The sequence below is a fragment of the Vreelandella sp. 2A-K22 genome (genome assembly GCF_054065485.1).
Genome location: NZ_JBSUGC010000017.1, coordinates 59,950 through 75,563, shown reverse-complemented (window position 1 = coordinate 75,563; position 15,614 = coordinate 59,950). Strand labels below are relative to the sequence as shown.

Sequence of the window (15,614 nt, the reverse complement as noted above, 5' to 3'; positions counted from 1 at the left end):
CCCTAAAACCTTAGGGCAGTACAAACTCACTATCAGTTAAAGATTTCGTTAACGACATCTTCCACATCATATTTTTCAGCCAATGCATTTAGCTGAACCCGCGATCTTTCAATAAAACTCTCTCGATCAGGATCTGTAAAACTCACACCAAAATCATTTTCTAACGTTGCGATATCTTCTTCAGTTTTTTCAAAAGCTTTACTGATATATTCAGGCTGAACAACATCCCGTGCTCTTTCGATTGCATCTTTGTGCTCATCAGACAATGCTTCGTATCGTTCGTTATTCATGACCACAAAGCCAAGATCTAAACGGTGCTGTGTTCTAGCTATGTATTTCGCTACTTCGCCAAACCGCTGTTGAATCATTGCATCTAAACTATTTTGCGATCCATCTGCGACGCCTGTCTGTAGCGCAGAGTATACTTCGTTAAAGGCAATGCTCGTGGGGTCAGCCCCTAAATTACGCCACCACTCAAGCTCAGTAGACCCTGTGCCACTGCGCATTGTTTGCCCTTCTAGGTCTTCAACAGAATTAATGGGGAAGGTACTAATGATATTTCTTTCCAGGCCGCCCTCATACATAACGGTTGTCAAACCAGGATTTTCTACCAGCAAATCCTCGAAATATGAGAGTTCACCTTCTGTATTCACGATAGATTCGAAATGTTCTCTATCTTTAAACAGATAATAAGCACCCAGCACTTCAAACACGGGATTTTGTTCAGCGAACCAGCCTGAATCTGAGTAGATCATATCAATATCACCAGAGATGACTGACTGATATAAGCTAGAGGCGTTGCCTAGGGTTCCATCAGTGTGAACGGTGACTTCGATCTCTCCGTTACTCTGACTTTCAATTTCTTCGCCAAATGCTGTAAGCGCTCTTGCTAGCAGTGAGTTCTTAGGTGTAATCGTCGCAGCTACCAACTTCACTGTTTCTTCGCTTGCGGAAGCTTGCTCAGAATCTTCATTCGAGCAACCACTAATGACGGTAAACAAAGCTCCTGACAACAATAGAACTGTTGTTTTGTGCAACCTAGTCTTTTCTAAAATCATTGTTTGTTCTCCTTAACACAAACTAAGCGTTTAACCCGCTCTTGTGTGATTGTATTAGCGGTCTGTAACGTTGGGCCTCAGGGCGACTTCGTAAAGGCGCCGCATACGATATCGACTGCGCAAAGACTCAACCGAAGTGAGGCAGTCGCATACAACAGCAATAAAAATCGAAGGCACTGAATCAGTGACCTGCAATTTATCAATGCTGTTGCTCCTCTTCACGCCTATTGGCATCAATAATCTCTCTCAACGCTCAGCGTCCTACCACAATGGCTTCAGCCAACAATGTTGTCAATTATGGAAATACATAAAATTCATCTTAAGAAAATATACAAAAACAAGTCATTGTTAATAAAGAACTTTTAAAACATATAACCTTTTAGTCTATACGCTTATTTTTATTCGATAACTTGACAACATCTTTTCCAATGATGATGCTCATCGTCATAAAGGCAGCGATAACACACCCATGCCGCTAAGGAGTGAGTACAAAAAATGACACCTGACGAAATCGCAGCAAAAATGAACGGGGCCTCCGTCTCGCGACCTGGCGGGACCGAAGCTATTCTGCCGTCAGAAGCCGTACAAAATCATGCCGCTTTCCTATCCGCCCTTCCCGATGGCGCACTGCTTTGCACGTGGTTCGGGGGAACACTCGAAGGCAAGTCGGATATCTCAATTCACGCATCAGTGCTGTCGCCTAACGCAGATACCTGGGGACCCGCGCAACGCCTTACCGACGACGCGGCCCGGTCTGAACAAAATCCAATCATCTTTATATCGCCCGAGGGCGAAATAATTCTGTTCAATACGGCTCAACCTTCGGGCAATCAGGATGAAGCCAGAGTGATCATGCGCCGACTTGAGGTAAAGGGCGCGCATGTAACCAGTGGCCCCAGCCGTGACCTGGGTTTGCCGGATGGAACCTTTATCCGCGCCCCACTGAGTGTTAGGCAGAACGGCGAGTGGTTGCTGCCATTATTTCGCTGTAACCCTCGCCCAGGCCAACGCTGGAATGGCAGCTACGATACGGCTGCGGTAGCGGTCTCGAAAGACCAAGGCGAAACATGGGCAATTACAGATGTGCCTAATTCGCCAGGGGCGGTTCACATGTCAACGGTAACGCTCGAAAACGATAAGCTGGTAGCCTTCTATCGTCGCCGCCAAGCAGATTTCGTACACCGCTCAGAAAGCCTCGATGGCGGCCAAACCTGGACATCCCCCACGCCCACCAATGTCCCTAACAATAACTCATCAATTGGCGTGACACGGCTCGCCGATGGGCGAATCGCTATGGTTTGCAATCCAGTCTCAGCCGCAATGTCTCAGGATCGCCGCGAGTCTCTGTATGACGAGCTAGGCGAGGAGGATGATCGGCCAAATGCTTCGGGCGGCTGCCAGCCGATCTGGGGTGTTCCACGCGCCCCCCTGGCGCTATGCCTTTCCGAAGACAATGGACGCACCTTCTCTTATCAAGTCGTTATCGAGGAGGCCACAGGCACATGCCTCTCCAACAACTCGGTGGACGGTCGCAACAAGGAGTTGTCTTACCCCGTCATTCTGCAGCGAGACAACGGCCAGGTGGAAATCGCCTACACCTTATATCGCCGAGCTATCAAGCATGTTCGGCTAAACCTTGATTGGATCAACGGAGCAGCCGTATGAGCGATATTCTCGGTATTACTATGGGCGACCCCGCTGGAGTCGGCCCCGAAATAACCATCAAGGCGCTAGCCGAGATGACGCCCGAAGAGCGATCTAGAACACGCGTTTTTGGCAACCTGGCGACCTTAGAGGCAGCCCAAAAGGCAGTCGGCACATCCATTGACCTTTCAGGCTTAGTCGAGGATGTAGACATTCCGGGTGCTCCATTGCCCTGGGGCCAACTTAGCCACGCGGCTGGGGATGCTGCTTTTCGCTTTATTGAGAAGGCGGTTCGGGCGGCTCAAGACGGCTCTATTGGCTGCATTGTCACAGCGCCGATTAACAAGGAGTCGCTGAACGCGGCCGGTCATCATTATGATGGCCATACAGGCATGCTACGCACTTTAACGGGAGCGGATGCGGCCTACATGCTGCTGGCATCTGAGCGGCTGGAAGTGATCCACGTATCGACTCATGTCTCACTAAAAGATGCCATCGAGCGTGTGACTCCCGAGCAAGTGCTCGTGACGATTCGCGCCGGCTACGAGCATATGCGCCGTATGGGTGTCGAGTCTCCCCGTATTGCCGTCGCAGGACTTAATCCTCACTGTGGCGAAAACGGCTTATTCGGCAATGAAGATATTGAAAAGATCAAGCCAGCCGTCGCCATGGCGCGAGACGAAGGCATGAACGTTGAAGGGCCCATTTCAGCTGACACTGTCTATTATCGCGCCTACCAGGGTGAATTCGACTTAGTGATCGCCCAATACCACGATCAGGGCCATATTCCGATCAAGCTAATCGCCTTCGACTCGACGGTAAATGTCTCGGTGGGACTGCCGATCGATCGCACGTCAGTCGATCACGGCACGGCTTTCGATATCGCCGGCACTGGTAAGGCCAACCACACCAACATGAAAGCTGCCATTGCCTATGCGCGCAAACTGGTAGCAGGCAGGTACACATCATGACAACCAACGATTTCGGCGGCGTGTACTGTGCCGCCGCCACCCCCTTTACCCAGGACGGAAGCCCTGATCACGCCGCCTTTGCACAGCATTGTCGTGCGCTTATCGAAGAAGGCTGCGACGGTATCGCCCTCCTTGGCACAACCGGTGAAGCAAACTCGTTGGGTCTGAAAGAACGACAGGAGCTCCTTGAGCGGGTGATTGAAGCCGGTATCGCGCCATCGCGGCTGATGCCAGGAACCGCACAAACCAGTGTGGCGGACACCGTAGCGCTGACGCGACACGCGGTCGAGGCTGGCGTAAAGGCGGTCGTGCTGCTGCCCCCCTTTTATTACAAGGGCGTCAGTGACGAAGGGCTCTTCCGCGCCTATGCCGACATTATCGACCAGGTCGCCGATGACCGGCTGCGCGTGATCCTTTATCACATTCCTCAGGTCTCCGGGGTAGCGATTTCGCAGGCGCTCATTACTCGCTTGCAAGCCGCCTACCCCGGCATTGTGATCGGGATCAAAGACAGCTCAGGTGATCTTGACAACATGCGCCGCACCATCACCGAGTGTCCAGATTGCGCTGTGATGGCCGGGGCCGACCCGCTGATGCTGCCGCTTTTGCAATCAGGAGGCGCTGGTTGCATTACGGCCAGCTCGAATTTGGTCGCGGTGGATTTACGCATCGTCTTCGATAAATGGAATGATCCCACGCACCAGGCTGAGGTTGAGTCGGCACAGGCGCGCATCAATGCATGGCGCGAACTCACCAACGCCTACGTTCAGCTACCCACCGTCAAGACGATGCTAGCCCGTCGCCGAGGCCTAGATAGTTGGACACGCGTTCGCCCGCCGTTCATTGAGCTTTCTGATGAGGAGCGTGCGTCGGTCTTAACGCGAATGGAACAACTTGAGCATGAGGACACAGCATGAGCGCAATCGATAAACCGATCACCATTCACCAGCCTAAGCGGCTGGAAGTGGGGGCCGGAGCCTCTGCTCGTTTAGGCTCATGGGCGGTCGGGGTCGAGCGATCGCTCGTCATCGCTGACCAGCACACGGCCAGCTATGCCGACGCACTAGAGCTGCCGGGTAACGTCACCATATTCGCTGACGTTACACCCGAACCCGACACCAGTGTACTTGAACGGGCAATTGCTTTCGCCCGCGAATGCCAGCCTGATCTGGTCGTGGGTCTCGGCGGCGGTTCGGTGATGGATATCGCCAAATTGGTCGCCGCACTTTGGGACGGTGAACAAGCGCTTAAAGACGTTGCGGGTCCGAACCGCGTGCAGGGGCGCCGCACTCTCCTCGCCCAAGTGGCGACAACCGCCGGCACCGGGTCCGAGGCGGGTATTCGCGCCCTGGTTACTGATCCGGATTCGAAGTCGAAAATCGCAGTTGAAAGCCCATATTTGCTGGCCGATTTCGCCGTACTCGACCCCGTGCTTACTTACTCGGTACCGCCTGCTGTCACCGCGGCGAACGGAATCGACGCCATGGCGCACTGTGTCGAAGCATTCACCAACATCAACGCGCACGACCTGATCGACGGCTATGCGCGAATGGGAATGTCCTTGATCGGCAAATACCTGCCACGCGCGGTCGCCGATGGTCAGGACACCGAAGCACGCGCCGGCATGATGCTCGCCTCGTATTACGGCGGAATCTGTCTAGGACCAGTAAATACCGCCGCGGGCCATGCCCTCGCCTATCCCCTGGGAACACGCCTCAGTCTTCCACATGGCCTATCCAATGCGATCATTTTTCCACACGTGCTTGCCTTTAATGAGTCTGTGCACTCAGAAAAGACGCGCGAAATCGCAGGTGCGCTGGGACTTCACTTCGATGGCTCCGCTGGATCGTTGTTTGATTCGGCGTATGCCTTTTGTCGAGATCTCGGCGTCGAGATGCAGCTTGCCAAACATGGCGCTCAAGAAGAAGACCTGTCTACCTGGGCCGAAGAAGCACATGGTATCCGCCGCTTGATGGACAATAATCCACGCGATATGACCGTTGACGATGTGCTTGCGATATACCGAGCTGCGCTCTAATTCACGGAACTTAAAAACCACCAGGCCTCAGCCCCATCGCTTTGAATAGCCAAAGCTATCTCTAGGCCTGCAGGTGATTGGAAATAACGGTTCAGCGAAATAAAAAAGAGATCCCCAATGGCGCCCAAGATAGAAGCTTTGAGACTCATCATTATTGCTGACGACCTCACCGGTGCACTCGACTCTAGCGCAGCATTTGCACGGTATGGGTTTCGCACCTATGCCGTGACCTCACCAGAGGCCATCGCGCGCGCGTTGGCCGAACGACGCCCAGAGGTTTTGGCCGTCTCGACACAAACGCGTGACGCCTCCCCAGAGGATGCTAAAGAGCGAGTCGCTCAAGTGATGCGGGCACTGCCTAGCGGCACACTCATTTTTAAGAAGGTTGACTCCCGGCTCAAAGGACCGATTGCCGCTGAGCTAGACGAAATCCCTTACCATAGAATCGTCGCCATGCCGGCAATCCCGCAATTCGAGCGGATCGTTGTCAACGGCTGCGTCAGCGGCTTTGGGGTGGACGCACCAATCTCGGTCGGCGATGCGCTCGGCCACCATGCCAGCAGCGCCTGTATACCTGATACGCTCCATGACGAAGAGATGGATCAGTGGATTGGCGCTCATACCACCGACACCCTATTTTGGGGTGCACGCGCGCTCGCAGAACGCTTGGCAATGCACATGGCCGATCATGCGACTCCGCAAGACCTGCCGTTGTCGTTCCCGCCAGCGCTATGTATAACCGCAGGGTCAAGGGATCCGATTACATTGGCTCAGATTAAAGCGCTGCTCTCAGCTAAACTTGATGTCGTACATATACCGGCGCCCAACGGCTGCTTAGACGCAGAGCCGCAGCAAAACGCCCGTATAACCGTGTTGCAGGCCACTCCCGGCGCCACATCAATACCGGCTGCAACGGTGGCAACGAATCTCGCTGCGTCGCTCAAAAAGCTAACCCCAGAGAATGACGTTACCTGGTTTCTCACGGGCGGAGCGACGGCTGAGGCTGTGCTGCTAAGTAACGATATACTGGAAATGCAAATACTCGGTGAAATTCTTCCCGGCCTTCCCGTCTGCCGAACCGAAAATACGGTATTTATTACTAAGTCGGGTGGCTTTGGCGCGGATGATACACTGGTAAGGGTCGCCGAAATGATTTGCAAAACTTAACGGAAAAGCCGCATGAGTGATCAACGAGAACCCACATCGGGACGCCGCAGTTTAGGCGAGATGGTCTACGACCAGATGCAACGTGCGATTAAGTCAGGGTCTTACCAAGCTGACGAGCGCTTACCGACTGAACATGAGCTTGCTGCAGAATTTCAGGTATCTCGCCCTATCGTGCGCGACGCACTGCAGAAACTACGCGAGCAAGGGCTGATCTATTCCCGGCGCGGTGCTGGCAGCTTCGTACGAAGCTTCGGCCTGCGGCAACCGTTGGGTTTCGGACAGATAGAAAACATTGCCGATTTAGAAGATTGCTATGATTTTCGCCTTAGTGTCGAGCCGGGAGCAGCAGCCAGGGCTGCGGAAAGGCACAACGAGGAAGACCTTCAACTCATTAAATCCGCCTTGAAATTATTGCGCGATGCAACCAACCGTCGCCGACATCATGAGGACGCAGATTTTCAGTTTCATTTGGCAATATCGCAGGCGTCGGGAAACCGCTATTACGCGACAGCAATGGAAGCACTGGAAGATCACATCGCCGTTGGCATGCAGTTTCACGGGCTCTCCCTCAAGGCAACGCCCGATGGCCTGCAACATGTGTTTGAAGAGCACCGCGCTATCGCTGAGGCGATCGAACAGCGTCACCCAGAACTCGCGCGTGATCTCATGCGTCAGCACTTGACCGGGTCGCGTGACCGCTTGTTCGAAGGAAAGCGACGCGCCACGACTTCCAGCCCTATGACAGCGACAAAGTAATTCTTATGTTCTTGCCTGGGCAGCGACGTCACTACCACTATGAGAAAGCCTCTGGCAGCTACTTTATTCCTACCAGCACAGCGCCATGGTTGTACCACACAGAAAAAACGCCTGGTAAGTCGGATGCCTACAAGGTTGGGCGAATGAAGAGGGGTTCGCAGGTGCCCGCGGTGATTAGCAGCGGGCACTGCGCTCTCTCCCTTTCATAACCTTCTCTACAGCAGTTGTGATTCGCACGGTTTCTCGGCAACCTATTAGCATCATTTTTAGCCGAGCAACGCTGCTATGCCTACCGCTTTTGATCAAACGCTCATCGCCATCGATGCCCTGCATGCCGAGGATCCGCGCTCCACGTCGCTTGCCGATGGCACATCCATGCCCCAGGAACTGGCTTATGCCCAGCGCATGAGCGACTGGCTAGACCGCGTACATGACGCCCCAGATGAGGTGCTGCGCTTAGCCGTACGCGCCCAGCACTTACAGCGCTGGTTAGTGCCGCGTGAGGAGTACCCCGAAGGGCGCGTAGGCTACTTAACCTGGCGGCGCGACCAGGGCAAGCGCGCAGGCGATACCACCGCCCAGCTAATGCGCGACGCAGGCTACAGTGACAAAGAAGCCGAGCGCGCCACAGCGATTATTGGCAAGAAAGGCCTGGGCCGAGACCCCGATGTACAAGCGCTGGAAGATTGCGCCTGCCTGGTGTTTCTAGAGAACTACTTTGCCGATTTCTCGCGCAAGATCGAGCACGACCATATGGTGCGCATTGTGCAGATGACCTGGCGTAAAATGTCACCCCGCGCCCATGCACTAGCCTTGAAGCTACCGATGTCGGATGCCTCATTAGCGCTGGTAAAAGAGGCCCTGGGAGCAGAGTAAAGCGTTACAGTGAGATGCAGCGGGGCAGCCGCTGCGGTAAAGTAGCGGTCTTCTTTTATTGCGCCCCCGGCACTGACGGCTTGATCAACTATGATTGCATCCTTGGACACCCGTACCGCCCCGTTCGAACGCTTGGGCAATGAGTATGTACGTTTTTTACAGGCTCTTAAAACGCGCGGCTTTGAAGGCGAAATAGCCCCCGATTACGCCAACCGCACGGTGCTGGCGACGGATAACTCGATCTACCAGCGCCTGCCCCAGGCGGCGGTCTACCCCAAGCATGCCGAAGACCTAGAGCGCCTTACCCGGTTGGCCGCGCAAACCACTCACCGCAGCATTGTATTAACGCCCAGAGGCGGCGGCACCGGCACCAACGGTCAGTCGCTCACCGATGGCATCGTGGTGGATGTCTCCCGCCATATGAATCAGATCCTAGAGATCGATGTGGAAGCACGGCGGGTGCGCGTTCAGGCGGGCGTGGTGAAGGATCAATTAAACGCCGCGCTCAAACCCCATGGGCTGTTTTTCGCCCCGGAGCTTTCGACCTCCAACCGCGCCACTATAGGCGGCATGATCTCTACCGATGCCAGCGGCCAGGGTAGCTGCGAATACGGCAAAACCCGTGATCATGTGCTGGAGCTCGATACCATTTTGATCGGTGGAAAGCACCTGCACAGCCGCGCTTTAACATCGGACGAAGAGCAGGCTGAGTGCCAGCAGGAAGGTATTCTGGGCCGCGTACATGCCACCGCCGCCAATATTATCGACCAACAGCGCGAATTGATTGCAGCCAAGTTCCCGCCGCTCAACCGTTGCTTGACCGGCTACGATTTAGCCCATCTGCGCGATAGCGAGGGGCAGCTCAACCTCAACAGCCTGCTGTGCGGCTCGGAAGGCTCGCTGGGCTTTTTGAACGAGGCGGTGTTGAATGTGCTGCCGATTCCCAAGCACTCCACTCTGGTCAATGTGCGCTACACCAGTTTTATGGATGCACTGCGGGATGCCAAAGCGCTGATGGCCGCTAGCACCTCTTCACAACCTCAGCCGCAGGCGCTACAACCCCAGCCGCAGGCGCTGCGCCCTACTTCCATAGAGACCATCGACGACACCGTGCTGCAGTTGGCCATGGAAGACTTCGTCTGGGACAGCGTGGCGGAGTTCTTCCCGGCAACCGCTAACACGGCGATTCGTGGCATTAACCTGATCGAATTTAATGACGACGATGAGAGCGCCCTCGTCAAGCGGGTTCGCGCCTTCACCGACCACCTAAGCCAAGACACCACCGTTGAGCGCCTAGGCTACACCTTGGCCGAGGGGCGCGGGCAGATCCAGAAAGTCTACGCCATGCGCAAGCGCTCGGTGGGTTTGCTCGGCAATGTGCAGGGCGAGAAGCGGCCGATTCCGTTTGTGGAAGATACCGCCGTGCCGCCGGAGCACTTGGCGGACTTTATCACCGAGTTCCGCGCCGCGCTGGATGCCAGAGGGCTCGCCTACGGGATGTTTGGCCATGTCGACGCCGGTGTACTGCACGTGCGCCCCGCCATCGATATGAAGGATCCCGAACAGGAAAAACTGATTCGCGCGGTGTCCGATGAAGTGGCGGCGCTGACCCAGAAATATGGCGGCCTGCTGTGGGGCGAACACGGCAAAGGCGTGCGCTCGGAGTACTCACCTAAATTCTTTGGTGAGCTCTATCCCAGTCTACAGCGGGTAAAAGCCGCCTTTGACCCCTATAACCAGCTTAATCCTGGCAAGATCGCCTCGCCTCTCTCTAACCCACCCGGGGCGGCGGGCATTTCCACCTCGCCCGAAACTGCGGGTAAGCCTCAAAGCAGCGAGCTAATCGCCAGGGATAGCGATCCCGATCTGTTGACGGTGGATGGCGTGCCCATGCGCGGTCAGTTTGACCGCACCATCGATGAGCGCGCCTGGCAGGCCTACGACGCCGCGGTGTACTGCAACGGAAACGGCGCCTGCTACAACTACGACCTTGATGACCCCATGTGCCCGTCGTGGAAAGCCACCCGGGATCGCCGCCACTCACCCAAAGGCCGCGCCAGCCTGATCCGCGAGTGGCTGCGCCTGCAGACCCAGGCGGGAATCGATGTTGTTGAGGAGTCGCACAAGAAAAAAGCCGAAGGCGGCTGGGGCTTTATTAAACGCTTTCCGCTGCGGGTGGCGAATACTCTAAGCCGCAAGCAGCACCACGACTACTCCCATGAAGTTTATGACGCCATGGCGGGTTGCCTGGCGTGTAAGTCCTGCGCGAGTCAGTGCCCGATCAAGGTCAACGTTCCCCAGTTCCGCTCGCAGTTCTTGGAGGTCTACCACGGCCGTTACCTGCGCCCGCTGCGCGACTACGTGATTGGCGGCACCGAGTTTATGCTGCCTACCCTGGCCAAAGCCGCACCGCTGTATAACGCAGTGATTGGCCAGCGCTGGGTAGAGCAACTGATGCGCCGTACGCTGGGCATGAGCGACTCCCCGGCGCTTTCACGGGCCAGTGTTAAAAAGCAGCTGAACGCCTGGGGCGTTGCCGAGGCAACACCGCTCTCACTGGCCCTGTTAACCGAACAGCAGCGTGCCAATAGCGTGATTATTGTCCAGGATGCCTTCACCACCCACTTTGAAGCCAAGCTGGTGATGGACGTGGTGGAACTGCTCTCGCGCCTCAATCTACGCGTGTTTGTGATGCCCTATTCGGCGAACGGCAAGCCACTCCAGGTACAGGGTTTCTTGGGCGCCTTCGAACGTACCGCCGCCAAGCAGGCCGAGCGGCTACGCACCTTGGCCCGCTTTGATATCCCCCTGGTGGGTATCGACCCGGCGATGACGCTCACCTATCGCCAGGAGTACGTCAAAGCGCTAGGTAATGAGGCGGTGCCGGAGGTGCTGATGCTGCAGGAGTGGCTCACGACCCGCATCAATACGCTAGCGCCCAACCAACTTAAGCTAACCGACCCCGGCTTTAAGCTGCTCTCCCACTGCACCGAGAAAACCAATGCACCGGGTAGCCCTAAAGCATGGCAGCAGGTATTTGCGGCGTTTGGGTTAGAGCTTGAGCTGATGGCCACCGGCTGCTGCGGTATGTCTGGCACCTATGGCCACGAAACCCGCAATGCCGCTACGTCCAAAACGATCTACGCCCAGTCGTGGCAGCCCCAGGTGGAGGCAGTGGAGAACAGCGGCAAACTATTAGCCACGGGCTATTCCTGCCGCAGCCAGGTGAAGCGTTACTCGGAACAATCATTACCGCACCCGCTTCAGGCACTGCTTGTGTGCCTAAAGCAAGCAGGTTAAAAGAACAGCCTTTTCAGCGCCAATCCCGGATCACTTTCGCGCATAAAGGCTTCGCCAACCAGAAAGCCGTTAACGTTATGATCGCGCATTAGCTCAACGTCATCGCGGGTATGAATACCCGATTCGGTAATCACCGTGACGTCCTCAGGAATGCGCGGCAGCAGATCCAGGGTGGTATTCAGGCTGGTTTCAAAGGTATGCAGATTACGGTTATTGATGCCGACCAGCTTTAGATCCAGTGCCAGGGCACGCTCAAGCTCGTTGGCATCGTGCACCTCGACCAGCACATCCATACCCAACTGATTGGCCTGCTGATGCAGGTCGCGCAGTTGAGCATCATCCAGGGCGGCAACGATCAGCAGAATACAGTCCGAACCAATCGCCCGCGCTTCACAAACCTGATAGCCATGGGTGATAAAGTCCTTGCGAATCACCGGCAGCGTGCAGACGTCCCGAGCGGCAATTAGATAGTCTTCATGGCCCTGGAAAAAGTCGGCGTCGGTAAGCACAGAGAGACAGGCAGCACCGCCCTGGGCGTAGCTTTTGGCGATATCCGAGGGGTGAAATTCTTCGCGAATAACGCCTTTTGACGGTGAGGCTTTTTTCACCTCGGCGATAATCGCCGGATCACCCGTTGCGATGCGCGTATTAAGCGCCTCAATAAAGCCACGCGGGGTGCTCTGCTGCTCTCCTAACGCGAGCAAATCCGCCTCTGAAACGGCCTGACGGCGCTCTGCCACCTCCTGGTCTTTGCGAGCAAGAATGCGCGTTAAAATAGTCGGCGTTGCCTGTTGAGTCATGGTGGTCTCTTACTGTTTAAAAACGCTGGTGAAGTGCGAAAGCTCTCTAAGCTTCTCAAGCGGCAGTTTAGAAGCTTGCGCGTCCTGGGCTACCATCACACCCTCTTTTAACGTATCCGCGACGCCCGAACAGTAGAGCGCGGCCCCTGCATTTAGCGCGACCATATCGGCAGCGGCACCTTCACCGGAAAGCGCGGCCTTAACCAAGCGCAGGCTGTCTTCGGCGCTGGCGGCTTTCAGCGTTGCCAAGCTTTGGCGCTCAATACCCAGCTCTTCGGGTGTAATAGTGTACTGGGTAATCTCACCCGCTTTAAGCTCGGCTACCAAGGTGGGGCTGGCCAGAGATATCTCATCCAGGCCGTCCTCGGAGTGAACGACCATCACGTGGCGACTACCCAAGGTTTGCAACACTTCCGCCATCAGCGGCACCAGCTCCGGCGCGTAAACACCCAGTACCTGATTGGGGGCACCAGCAGGATTGGTCAACGGGCCCAAAATATTAAACAGCGTGCGCACGCCCATTTCACGGCGGGGGCCAATGGCATAGCGCATGGCCGGATGATGATTAGGCGCAAACATAAAGCCTACACCCACCTGCTCGATACAGCGCGCTACCTGGTCAGGCTTGAGATCCAGGTAGATACCCGCCACATCGAACAGATCCGCACTACCCGATGAAGACGAAACGCTTCGGTTGCCATGTTTGGCCACATGGGCACCAGCGGCAGCGGCGACAAAACTGGCGGCGGTGGAAACGTTAAACAGGTTGGCGCCATCGCCACCGGTGCCGACAATGTCCACAACGTTTTCAGCACTCAGTTCAACGCGCTTCATCAACTCGCGCATTACTTGAGCAGCGGCGCTAATTTCCGCGGCGCTTTCACCTTTCATGGCGAGGCCTACTAACAGGCCACCAATTTGTGCATCGCTTGCATCGCCGGTCATAATCTGACGCATCAAAGCGTGCATGGCATCGAAAGAGAGGTCTTCGCGGCGCATCACCGCATTAATCGCATCTCGCATTTGCATGAGCAGAGGGGCCCCTAAAAGCGTGTGAAACCGGCTATCAGCCGCGTTTTAAAAAGTTGGCCAACAGCTCATGGCCTTGGCGGGTAAGAATCGACTCGGGGTGAAACTGCACCCCTTCAATATCCAACTCGCGGTGACGAAACCCCATGACTAAACCGGGGGTTACGTCGTCATCACCTGTCCAGGCAGTGATTTGTAAACAGTCGGGCAGGCTCGCTTTATCGACCACCAGGGAGTGATAGCGGGTAACCTCAACCGGGTTATCCAGCCCTTCAAACACGCCTTGGTTAGCATGCAGCACAGCGGAGGTTTTACCATGCATCACCTGCGGCGCGTGCACGACCTTGCCACCATACACTTGGCCAATCGCCTGATGGCCCAGGCAAACGCCTAAAATAGGCAGCTTGCCTGCAAAGTGTTTGATGGCGGCCATAGAGATGCCCGCCTCGTTGGGCGTGCAGGGCCCAGGCGACACCACCAGGTGTGTCGGCGCCAGCGTTTCGATCTGCTCAATGGTGATTTCGTCATTGAGGTGAGTGATGACTTCGGCGCCAAGCTCACCCAGGTACTGGACAATGTTGAACGTGAAACTGTCATAATTGTCCAGCATCACCACTTTTTGCGCTGACTGTTCCTGTGATGGCTGTTTATGCACCGACTGAGCTTGCGCCATTGCCCCACTTACTCCGTTGTGTCATTTCGACCACAGATTAAACCGTTAATGGAGTGATGATACCGCAACCGAGCACTCCCTTGCAGGGGTTAAGTGTCAACCAGCCCCCTCCCCTTTAGACCACCAGCGCTATGGGCGATAAATCACAGCTTTGGGGATGCCACACCGATGCCGCGAATAAGAAACCGTTCAGCCAGTCATAAGGCACGCTATGCTTAGGAGTGTAATACTATTCAGCATAGTGGCACTTTTCACTTGAGGGAATCCTCCCTTGGGTAATACTTCTTGCGGCCTCGCATTGCAGTGGAACTGGCAACGGGCCACCGCAGTCTTTATTATCTGCCGTCTTTTTCGATAGTTTTTTTAGCCAGTTAGGAGCGTGGGATGTCAAAGTGGTTTACCTGGGTGTGGGCGCTCTTATTCGTCGCGCTGATAAGCGCTGCGCCAGCTTATGCCAACACAACGCTGCGCGTAATTGCCTCCTTTTCAGTCATGGAGGAGCTGGTCAAACGAGTGGCGGGTGACACTGTCAGCGTCAATGTCATTGTGCCACGGGGAGAAGATGTTCACCGCTGGGAGCTAACCCCACCCAACGTACTGGCGTTAGAAGAGACGCATATTGTGTTTTATAACGGGCTTGGACTAGAGCCTTGGATACGCCATGTTGAGGCGATGTCTGACGACCAGCTAACGCTAGTGGAAGTGGCTAAAAAGGCCGACTATACGCCGCTGACGATTTCCACCGGTCAGTATAAAGGCGAGCCAGACCCGCATATGTGGATGGATCCAGAGGGCGCTGCAGCCTACATCGATGTCATTGCTGAGACCCTGGCCGAGCATCTACCCGAACAAGCCGATGCGTTTTATGCCCGCGCTGATGAGGCACGCAGGGCGCTGAACAATCTTAACCAAGCGGTAAAAGAGCGGCTTGAAGGTATTCCACAAACTAACCGCACATTACTAACCAGTGAAGCAGGTTTTGGTTATTTTGCCCGCGCCTACGCCTTTGATGCTCAAGGGGTGTGGGGGGTTAACCACGAGACCCAAGGCAGCGCCCAGGCAATGGCCAAGATCAGCGAACAGCTTGCCGAGAAACGCCCCCCTGCGCTGTTTTTTGAAAGCACTACACCTAGTATCCATATGGACGCCCTGTCCCGGGAGGCTTCACTGCCCCTAGCAGGTCCGCTGTATGTCGACTCGCTGAGCGGTGAAGATGGCCCCGCTGCCAACTACGCGGACATGCTGCGCCATAACGCTGAAGTGATGCATACCGCGCTAGGGGGCGCCACGGCCGAGTAAGTA

13 protein-coding genes are annotated in these 15,614 nt (G+C 55.5%); 9 read left to right on the top strand and 4 right to left on the bottom strand.

The features are described from left to right. Positions 1-32: 32 nt before the first annotated feature. Entirely contained in the window at positions 33-1,058 is a 1,026-nt protein-coding gene (locus tag ACW17M_RS20830; RefSeq protein WP_457548038.1) for a TRAP transporter substrate-binding protein, read from the bottom strand. A gap of 495 nt (positions 1,059-1,553) precedes the next feature. Between ACW17M_RS20830 and ACW17M_RS20825 the strand changes: the two genes are divergently transcribed. The 8 genes from ACW17M_RS20825 (at position 1,554) to ACW17M_RS20790 (ending at position 11,810) form a co-directional block, all read left to right on the top strand. After that, positions 1,554-2,723, top strand: coding sequence for a sialidase family protein (locus tag ACW17M_RS20825; protein ID WP_457548037.1), 1,170 nt, complete (start codon positions 1,554-1,556; stop codon positions 2,721-2,723). Beyond that, entirely contained in the window at positions 2,720-3,673 is a 954-nt protein-coding gene (pdxA, locus tag ACW17M_RS20820; RefSeq protein ID WP_457548036.1) for a 4-hydroxythreonine-4-phosphate dehydrogenase PdxA, read from the top strand. Before ACW17M_RS20825 ends, pdxA begins: the two co-directional genes overlap by 4 nt. Then, on the top strand, positions 3,670-4,590 hold the full coding sequence (locus ACW17M_RS20815) for a dihydrodipicolinate synthase family protein (RefSeq protein WP_457548035.1): 921 nt from the start codon (positions 3,670-3,672) through the stop codon (positions 4,588-4,590). Before pdxA ends, ACW17M_RS20815 begins: the two co-directional genes overlap by 4 nt. Continuing rightward, positions 4,587-5,711: an iron-containing alcohol dehydrogenase gene (locus ACW17M_RS20810; protein WP_457548034.1), complete on the top strand. Its 1,125-nt coding sequence runs from the start codon at positions 4,587-4,589 to the stop codon at positions 5,709-5,711. Before ACW17M_RS20815 ends, ACW17M_RS20810 begins: the two co-directional genes overlap by 4 nt. 117 nt (positions 5,712-5,828) lie before the next feature. Next, the gene (locus ACW17M_RS20805) at positions 5,829-6,878 is read left to right on the top strand and encodes a four-carbon acid sugar kinase family protein (RefSeq protein ID WP_457548033.1); all 1,050 of its coding nucleotides are present in this window, start codon (positions 5,829-5,831) and stop codon (positions 6,876-6,878) included. A 12-nt stretch (positions 6,879-6,890) separates the two neighbouring features. Beyond that, entirely contained in the window at positions 6,891-7,634 is a 744-nt protein-coding gene (locus ACW17M_RS20800; protein WP_022522880.1) for a FadR/GntR family transcriptional regulator, read from the top strand. Positions 7,635-7,919: 285 nt separating this feature from the next. Beyond that, on the top strand, positions 7,920-8,510 hold the full coding sequence (locus ACW17M_RS20795) for a DUF4202 domain-containing protein (protein WP_457548032.1): 591 nt from the start codon (positions 7,920-7,922) through the stop codon (positions 8,508-8,510). A 90-nt stretch (positions 8,511-8,600) separates the two neighbouring features. Next, complete coding sequence (locus ACW17M_RS20790) at positions 8,601-11,810, top strand: FAD-binding and (Fe-S)-binding domain-containing protein (RefSeq protein WP_457548031.1); 3,210 nt, start codon at positions 8,601-8,603, stop codon at positions 11,808-11,810. Here the strand turns inward: ACW17M_RS20790 and trpC are convergent. The 3 genes from trpC to ACW17M_RS20775 are packed head-to-tail and all read right to left on the bottom strand — an operon-like array spanning position 11,807 to position 14,312. Next, positions 11,807-12,610 carry an indole-3-glycerol phosphate synthase TrpC gene (gene trpC, locus ACW17M_RS20785; RefSeq protein ID WP_141440893.1) on the bottom strand — a complete coding sequence of 268 codons (804 nt, stop codon included), beginning with the start codon at positions 12,608-12,610 and terminating at the stop codon, positions 11,807-11,809. The genes ACW17M_RS20790 and trpC overlap by 4 nt on opposite strands. Positions 12,611-12,619: 9 nt before the next feature. Further along, positions 12,620-13,639 (bottom strand): anthranilate phosphoribosyltransferase, encoded by a 1,020-nt coding sequence (gene trpD, locus ACW17M_RS20780; RefSeq protein WP_027958429.1) that lies wholly within the window; start codon positions 13,637-13,639, stop codon positions 12,620-12,622. 37 nt (positions 13,640-13,676) lie between these two features. Continuing rightward, the gene (locus tag ACW17M_RS20775; protein WP_457548030.1) at positions 13,677-14,312 is read right to left on the bottom strand and encodes an anthranilate synthase component II; all 636 of its coding nucleotides are present in this window, start codon (positions 14,310-14,312) and stop codon (positions 13,677-13,679) included. Positions 14,313-14,696: 384 nt separating this feature from the next. Here ACW17M_RS20775 and ACW17M_RS20770 point away from each other — a divergent pair, with 384 nt between their 5' ends. Beyond that, entirely contained in the window at positions 14,697-15,611 is a 915-nt protein-coding gene (locus tag ACW17M_RS20770; RefSeq protein WP_009287987.1) for a metal ABC transporter substrate-binding protein, read from the top strand. The last annotated feature ends 3 nt before the right edge of the window (positions 15,612-15,614 follow it).